Here is a 6,846-nt window from a genome sequence, read left to right as displayed (position 1 = left end):
CCGCCAGACGCCCCATTGCAAAGCCCAGCTCAATCGAGCTGGGCTTTATGCATTGCATCGCCGTCTGGCTGACGATCCCTTTCCCGTTTCTGCTCCTTGTCTTTCCCTTCTGTCTTGATTTAGTTGCCGCTTGTCCAGTCAGGCTTGCCTGCGTTCGCTTCTCTATACAATCCTGAAAAAACAGCTTAAGCAATGGGAATGGAATGGGCCGGCGAACGACGTTGGGTGGCTTCACCATGGTTGAGCTATTGGTGACCATTGCGGTGGTGGGAATTGGCCTGACGTTGGCGGTGCCGGCGTTTAACCAATTCATCGACACCAATCGTTACCAGGCGTTGTCGCGCGCCTTGGTGGCGGACATGACCAATGCCCGCGCCGAAGCGATTCGCCGCGGCGTGCCGGTGGGCGTGTGCGCGTCGACCGATGGCAGCAGTTGTTCCAATGCGGCCAGCAATTGGTCGGTGGGTTGGCTGGTTTTTGCCGATCTCGACGGCAGCGGCGCGCCTTCCAGCAGCGAAATTCTGTCGGTGCATAACCCTGGCGGCGCCGCTGTCGCTTCGAGCACGGTGGCCGGTTTTCGTTTTGCGCCCAGCGGCGAGGCGAGGGGGGCGACGGCCAGCGGCACGCGGCTGACCACCACGCTGCAGATTCAGTTTCGTAGCCAGACCACTACGGCCAGCAGTACGGTGCAGGTGGCGCCGTACGGCTTGATCAGCGGGAATTGATATGCGCGCACGGATAAGAGCGGAGGCTGGGTTCTCCTTGCTGGAGGTGCTGATCTCAGTGCTGGTGGTGGCCCTGGGCATGCTGGCCATGGCCGGCATGCAGCTGAAATCCATCCGCGATTCGCACGACGCTTATATGCGCAGCCTGGCCTCGGAATTGGCGGTGGAGGCGGCGGAGCGGGTGAGGGCGGCGACCGGCGATCAGGTTTACGCCCTGAATACCGCCAGCAATCAGATGGATTTGAATGGCGCGCTGGGGTGCTACGCCTCCGGGGTGGCGACGTCGGATTGTACCGCCAACAGTTCCGCCACGCAGACCATGGCGACGACAGACACTTCTTACTTTTCATCCACGGCCAATAGTTTGCTGGGTTCGGGCTCGGTGCAGGTTCTGCTGAAAAAGGCGGACGGCAGCTCCGCGGCTACCTTGAGCGCGTGTAGCTACAGCTTGGCCGGAGCAGGTACGGGTACGGCCTGTCAGGTTTCGGTCAGCGTCAGCTGGCAGGAAAAAGCGGCGAGCGGCACCACTCCCATGCAAACCCAGACCTTCGAGTACCGATTCCGATGAAAACCTTGGTGATGCGCAGCCGCCATGATAGCGGCATGACCTTGATCGAGCTGATGGTGGCGTTGACACTGGGCTTGATGGTGGTGCTGCTGGTCGGCCAGGTGTTCTATTCCAATAAGACCGTGTTTCGCAGCCAGGCGGCGCAGGCTGAGGTGCAGGAGAAAGGTCGTTTCGCCCTCCGCTGGATATCGGAGCAAGTGCGTCAGGCCGGCTATGTGGACACCACCAAGCTGGCCAATGGCCTGGCCGTCAATTTCCCCGCCAGCGGCACGACATTCACGAGCGCGGGCACGGTGTTGCTGGAGGCGAGCGGCACTTTGAACTACCGCTTTTACGGAAATAACGATAATCAGATCATAGATTGCCAGGGCAGTCCGGTGGCCAGCGCGTCGACGGCTTATAGTTTCGCAATTGCCCGCACCGCCAGCGATGTGATGACTTGCACCACGGCGGGCAGCACCAGCACGGTGTTGAGCGGGGTGAAGCAATTGGTGCTGACGTATGGGGTGGATAGCAGCACGACGCCGGATAATATTCCAGAGAGTTATGCGACGGCGGCGGCGGTTGCAGACTGGACCAAAGTGCATGTGGTGAGGGTATGCATCCTGGTGGAGTCGGAGACCCAGTACACCGCGCCCAGCGGCTACTCCGTGACCGACTGCAATGGCAACGCCTATCCGGCGGCCGGGGTGTCCAATAATGGCAAGCTGGCGCGTACCTTCCGGACCTCCATCTTCTTGCGGAACAATCTGTCATGACGGCCAAGGCGCAACAGCAGGGGTTTTCATTACTGGTGGCCCTGATCTTCCTGACCGTGCTGGCGATGCTCGGTTTCGGGGCGGTGCGTTCGGCGCTGATGGAAGAAAAACTGGGCGGCAACAATCGCGAGCGGGCCATCGCCTTCATGGCGGCGGAAGTGGCGATGCGTCAGGCCGAGACTTATATCGCCACGGCCGACAATCTGCCGGCAAGCGGCACCACGGCGAGCGGCACTGTCGCCGTGTCCAATTCGGCCGCATCCGCCACCTATACCATCAGCTATGTCAGCACCAGCGGGGGACGAGATTATTACCTGTTGCGGGCGACAGGCTACGGCGGCCGCAAGACCCTGTTGAACACAACTCAGACGCAATTGGAATCCGTCGTCTGGGTGGAGCAGTAAGGAGACGGAAGATGGCGCGCATCTTGATGCAAGGTTGCTTGAGTCTGATCTTGGCCCTGACCCAGGGAAGCCTGGCCTGGGCGTTGACCATTCCGACCCAGCCCTTATTGCAAAACACTTTGCAAGTGAACCCGATCAATCTGCTGGTGATGGGCAAGAGCCATAATCTGTTTGTCGCGGCTTACAACGACTATACGGATCTGGACGGTGTCGGGATGCCGGATATCGGCTACAAGCCCAAGTCCATCGACTATTACGGCTATTTCGACTCCTTCAAGTGTTACACCTATAGCTCGTCCAGCAGCGCTTTCATTCCCTATGCGACGACCAGCGACAAAACCTGCGACGGCTCGCACTGGAGCGGGGACTTCCTCAACTACGTCACCATGTCGCGCATCGATGTGCTGCGCAAATCGCTGTATGGCGGCAAGCGGGCCAGCGCTTCGCCCGCGACGCTGATCCGCTCCAACATCCCGCTGGACGCTCATGTCTGGGGCAAGTCTTTCGGCAGCGTCATTTCCACCAGCCCAACGGTGTCCTTGGCCTCCTACGTCGATACCACGCTAGGCGTGTCCAAGTATGAAAACGGCGCCGGCACCTCCACAAGCACCATCGCCAGCATGCTGTCGGCGGGCCGCAACATCGTCATGGTGAACATGGATAGCGGCAGCTATCCGGGTACGCCGGTGCTGCGGATCGCGGCGATGGATCCCACCAAGAACGTGATGACGGACTGGGTCAGCACCGAGAGCAACGGCAAGCTGTCTCAGAACTTCACCGCCTTGACCATGCAAGTGCGGGTGTGCGTGGCGGGCTTGCTGGAGAGCAACTGCAATCAGTACGGCAGCAATTACCTGCCCACCGGTCTGCTGCACAAATACGGCATCAGCAGCAATATGGAGTTTGGCTTGTTGACCGGCTCGTATGACTCGCCGCAGTTGGGCGGGGTGCTGCGCGACGCCATCGGCAAGTTCGGCGACGAATTGAACAGCGACGGCACTTTCAAGGCCGGAGGTACGGCCGATACGATCGACCGCCTCAGGATCAATAAGCCCAGCTCCAGCTACGACACTTCCACCAGCGGCAGCGGCAACTGGGGCAACCCGGTGGCCACCATGTATTACGAGGGCCTGCGTTATCTGGCGGGCAAGAGCGGGCCCAAATTCATCACCGGCACCACCTCGATCGATACCAGTACTTTGGGCCTGCCCAAGATCACCAGCTGGACCAACCCCTATAACGGCAGGGCCTGGTGCACCAAGCCCTTTGTCACCGTGATCAGCGAGGCTTTGACCTCTTACGACAGTCAGATGCCGGGCTCGCCCTGGGGTTTTTCCTACAGCAATGACTTGAGCGGGATGAACGTCAGCCAGCTGGGCAACACGCTGTGGGGCTACCAGTTTGGCAGCGGTAGTAAGAACGTGATGATAGGCGAGGTGTCCGGCGGCACCGCCGACGGTTTGCCGACCAGCAAGCCCGCCTCCAATTTCGATGTCCGCGGCTTGTCGCCGGAGGAGCCGACGCGGCAGGGCAGCTTTTACGCGGCGATGGCCGCTTATTATGCGCGCACCAACATCCTGGTGACGCCGACCAGTCCGCCCAGCGGCGCCACCTTGGCGCCGGTGCGCACTTTCGCGGTGGGGCTCTCTTCGCCCCTGCCCAAGATCACCGTGCCCTTGACCGGCGGTTCGGTGACGCTGGTGCCTTTCGGCAAGGTGGTGATTGGCGCAAGCAATACCTTGACCATTACCAACTTCTTCCTGACCAGCGCGGCCAGCGACGGCAGCTCCTATTCCTTTCAAGTGAACTTCGACGATAGCGAGTTCGGCAGCGACTACGATCTGGATGCTATCGCGACTTATCAGATCAGTAAGGTGGGCAGCAATCAGGTGCAGGTGACGGTCAACTCCACCTATGCGGCCAGCGGCTATGCAAACCATCTGGGTTTCATCATCTCCGGCGTGCAACCCTTGGCCGGGGCCTCCACCGAGAACAAGGCCGGCGCCTACCTGGTGGTGCGCGAGAACGAGTCAAGCAGCGCTACTCAGTGCATAGGCACCAGCAGCGGGCAGTCAGGCTATAACCCGCTGAATTACGGCCTCAGCAGCGGCTCTTGCCGTGTGCTGCCCTTGACCTTCACTGCCACCTTCACGCTGGATCCGACCAAGGGCTCGACTACGCTGTTCGAGAGCCCGTTGTGGTATATGGCCAAGTACGGCGGCTTCACCGACAACAAGACCAATCCCAGCAGCCCCAACTCCTTTGACCCGAACAATGTCTGGCAATGGGACGCGGACGGCGACGGCAACCCGGACAATTACTCGCTGGTCAGCAACCCGTCCAAATTGAACGCGCAGCTGGATCAGGCCTTCCAGAACATCAGCAATCAGAACGGCTCGGGTTCGGCCGGTGTGGGCAGCAAGTCCACGATCAGCGGCGACACCTATTACTACGAAGCCTCGGTCAACAGCGCGGACTGGTCCGGGGATTTGAGCGCCCGCAAGATTCTGGTCAGCGGCACCAGCCTATCCCTGAGCAATCCCTTGTGGAACGCCAAGCTGAAGGTGAGCAGCGACACTGGCCGCCAGATCATCACTTCCAGCGGCGGCATCGGCGGCGGGCAAGCCTTCCAGTGGTCCAGCCTGAACACCGTGCAGCAGCAGGCTCTGCGGGCTTCCTCGTCCGAGCTCAGCTCAGTGACGCAAAGCCGGCTGACTTATCTGCGCGGCAGCCCGGCGAACGAGGGCTACGGCAGCACGCAGTTCCGGCCGCGGCCTGCCACCAAGCTGGGAGACATCGTCAACTCCTCGCCGGCTTACATCCCGGCACCGGCGAACGGCTCCAGCGATCCGAACTACAGCAGCACCAGCTACCAGTCCTTCGTGACGAGCAAGGGCAGCCGTTCCTCCATGGTGTACGTGGGCGCCAACGACGGCATGCTGCATGGCTTTCAGGCTACCACCGGCGCAGAACTGCTGGCCTACATCCCCTCGCCGGTGTTCGGCAACCTGAACCTGCTGGCCAGCAACTCCTATACCCATAACTTCTATGTCGACTCGACCCCGGTTGCCGTCGACGCCCAGATTGGCAGCACCTGGGGCAGCTATCTGGCCGGCGGCCTGGGCGCGGGCGGTAAGGGCTTGTATCTGCTGGATATCACCAATCCGGACGCCTTCAGCGAAAGCAGCGCCGCCTCCATCGCCAAATGGGAGTTCAACGCCACCAACGATCTGGACATGGGCTATGTGTTCGGCGCGCCGCAGATCATCAAACTCAATGACAACAAGTGGTATGTGGTCAGCCACAATGGCTACAACAGCACCAACGGCGACGCCGCCCTGCTGATTCTGTCGCTGGATTCCAGCGTCAGCTGGGTCCTGAACAGCAATTACTACAAGCTGTCCACCTTGTCCGGCACCGCGGTGTCGCCCAACGGCCTGTCCACCATCGAGCCGGTGGATCTGGACGGCAACGGCACGATAGACGTGGTCTACGCCGGGGATCTGAAGGGCAATATGTGGAAGTTCGACCTCAGCTCCGGCACGCCGTCCAATTGGAAGGTGGCCTTGAACCGCGTGCCCTTGTTCAGCGCCAAAGACAGCAGCGGCGTGGCCCAGCCCATCGTGCTGGCGCCGGTGACCGCGCCCATGCCGGTCAGCAACGGCGTCACCTCGGCGAGCAATAGCAACCGGATTGTGATGTTCGGCACCGGCAAATACATAGAAAGCTGCGACAAGACCAGTAGCTGCACGCCGGAATCCAACAGCCACAGTGTGTACGGCATTTGGGACTGGGGCGCGCCGGTTTGCGATCGCCGCCTGTTGTTGCAACAAACCCTATCCACCAATGTAATCAGCGGCACCACTTACCGGCAGGCCACCAATACCTCGATCAGCTGGAAAGACTACACGCTGGCCAGCGCGACGGCGAACCAGAGCTGCTCGACGCAGTATGGCTCGATCAGCTCCACCGCCGGCAAGTTGGGCTGGTACGAGGATTTGAACATCAGCGGCGAGCGGGTGGTGGGGATGCTGAACTATTATTCGAAGACGCTGGAATATCAGACCTATATCCCTTCTTCGGATACCAGCGATATTTGCACGCCCAAGGATGCCGCCTATATTCTGCGGGTGCAGTACGATAACGGCGGCGCCGGGATCAAGCCCAAGCTGGCGGACACCGTGGCGCAGACGACGGACTCCTCCGGCAACTACAAGCCCATCATCGGCAAGCAGATGGGCGGCTCGTTGGGCACCACCGATTTTGTCCTGAGCGGCAAGGTCTACTCGCTGTCCAGCAGCACCACGGGCAGCACCTCGATCACGGGCTGGAACTTGGGGCGCAGCTGGAAGCGCGTCACCTGGCGCGAACTGACCAATAACTGAGGACGA

The 6,846-nt window shown here is 60.6% G+C and carries 5 protein-coding genes; all 5 read left to right on the top strand.

The genetic code is table 11. The features are described 5' to 3' along the window. The first annotated feature begins 203 nt into the window (after positions 1 to 203). Genes ACODRW_RS10675 through ACODRW_RS10655 form a run of 5 tightly spaced genes read left to right on the top strand, consistent with a single transcriptional unit; the run spans position 204 to position 6,840 of the window. The gene (locus ACODRW_RS10675) at positions 204 to 725 is read left to right on the top strand and encodes a GspH/FimT family pseudopilin (RefSeq protein ID WP_488905710.1); all 522 of its coding nucleotides are present in this window, start codon (positions 204 to 206) and stop codon (positions 723 to 725) included. Between the two features lies 1 nt (position 726). Then, the gene (pilV, locus tag ACODRW_RS10670; protein WP_107801152.1) at positions 727 to 1,293 is read left to right on the top strand and encodes a type IV pilus modification protein PilV; all 567 of its coding nucleotides are present in this window, start codon (positions 727 to 729) and stop codon (positions 1,291 to 1,293) included. Further along, a complete protein-coding gene (locus ACODRW_RS10665; protein WP_488905709.1) occupies positions 1,290 to 2,051 on the top strand; it encodes a PilW family protein in 762 nt (253 codons plus the stop codon). The genes pilV and ACODRW_RS10665 overlap by 4 nt, the downstream gene beginning before the upstream one ends. Further along, positions 2,048 to 2,455, top strand: coding sequence for a pilus assembly PilX family protein (locus tag ACODRW_RS10660; protein ID WP_107801150.1), 408 nt, complete (start codon positions 2,048 to 2,050; stop codon positions 2,453 to 2,455). Before ACODRW_RS10665 ends, ACODRW_RS10660 begins: the two co-directional genes overlap by 4 nt. 11 nt (positions 2,456 to 2,466) lie before the next feature. Beyond that, on the top strand, positions 2,467 to 6,840 hold the full coding sequence (locus ACODRW_RS10655; protein WP_488905708.1) for a pilus assembly protein: 4,374 nt from the start codon (positions 2,467 to 2,469) through the stop codon (positions 6,838 to 6,840). Positions 6,841 to 6,846: the final 6 nt, after the last annotated feature.

The sequence above is a fragment of the Chromobacterium sp. FG89 genome (genome assembly GCF_057808735.1).
Note: the sequence above shows the minus strand (reverse complement) of the source record. Positions and strands in the feature narration are given on the sequence as shown.